This window comes from Delftia sp. ZNC0008 (assembly GCF_000799035.1).
Lineage (GTDB): Bacteria > Pseudomonadota > Gammaproteobacteria > Burkholderiales > Burkholderiaceae_C > Comamonas > Comamonas tsuruhatensis.
In genome coordinates this window covers 1-967 of the sequence record NZ_JTKZ01000601.1, presented here as the reverse complement: position 1 = coordinate 967, position 967 = coordinate 1, and the positions used below count along the sequence as shown (strand labels likewise).

1 protein-coding gene is annotated in these 967 nt (G+C 73.5%); it reads left to right on the top strand.

The features are described from left to right. Positions 1-967: KR prefix domain-containing protein (locus L995_RS33935; RefSeq protein WP_047473140.1), on the top strand; the 967-nt coding region annotated here is incomplete at both ends.

The following is a 967-nucleotide window of genomic DNA, read 5'->3' as shown; positions in this document are numbered from 1 at the left end:
CACGGCGGCCGGCATCTGGTCCAGCCAGGCCCATCCCCAGCAGACCGCACGCAGCGCGCAGCTGCTGGCGCAGGCCGTTGCCGGACTGTGGTGCGCGGGCGTGGACATCGACTGGACTGCCTGCCGGGGCGGGCGGCCAGGGCGGCGCGTGCCGCTGCCGACCTATGCCTTCCAGCGCCGCTCCTTCTGGGTGCAGGCTGCGGGGCAGGGTGGCGATGCACCGAAAGCGGCAGGCACGGCAGGCCCCTCGGCGACCGCGGGTCCGTTCTACGCAGCCGCCTGGCAGCGCAGTCCCTTGCAGTGGGAGGCAGGCACCACCGGCGCAGCCCAGGTGGCCCTGGTGTTTGGCGACGGCAGTGCCACGGCCGAGGCCCTGGTGCACGCATTGCGCGCGCAGGGCACCGATGTGGTCTGCGTGGAAACGGGCGCCGCCCCCGCCTGCCTGGCCCCGGGCCGGCATGCCGTGCGCCCCGGCGAGCGCCGCGATTGCGAGGACTTGCTCGATGCGGTGCAGGCGCAGTTCGGCCCCGTGGGCGCCATCTACCACCTGTGGGCCATGGATGCGGCCGCCCCTGCGCCGCTGGAGCGCGGCTTTCACAGCGTGCTGGCCCTGGCGCAGGCGCTGGAGGCCCGTGCGCACGGTGCTGTAGGCCCGCGCACACGGCGGCTGCTGCTGGTGGCCGCAGGCGGTTCGGAAGATGTGACCGGAGCGGAAGCGCTGAACCCCGAGATGGCCGCCGTCTTTCCGCTGTGCAAGGCGATAGGGCAGGAATGCCCGTCCATCGACTGCCGTTTCGTCGATGTGGTGCAGGCGGGTTCGCCCGCAATGCAGGCCCGGCTGGCGCGCCAGCTGCTGGACGAAGCCTGCGCGCCGCATGGGATGCGCGCGGCCGACACGGCCATCGCCCTGCGCGGTGCCCACCGCTGGCGCAAGACCTACGAGCCCCTGCAATGGCAGGACACGCGG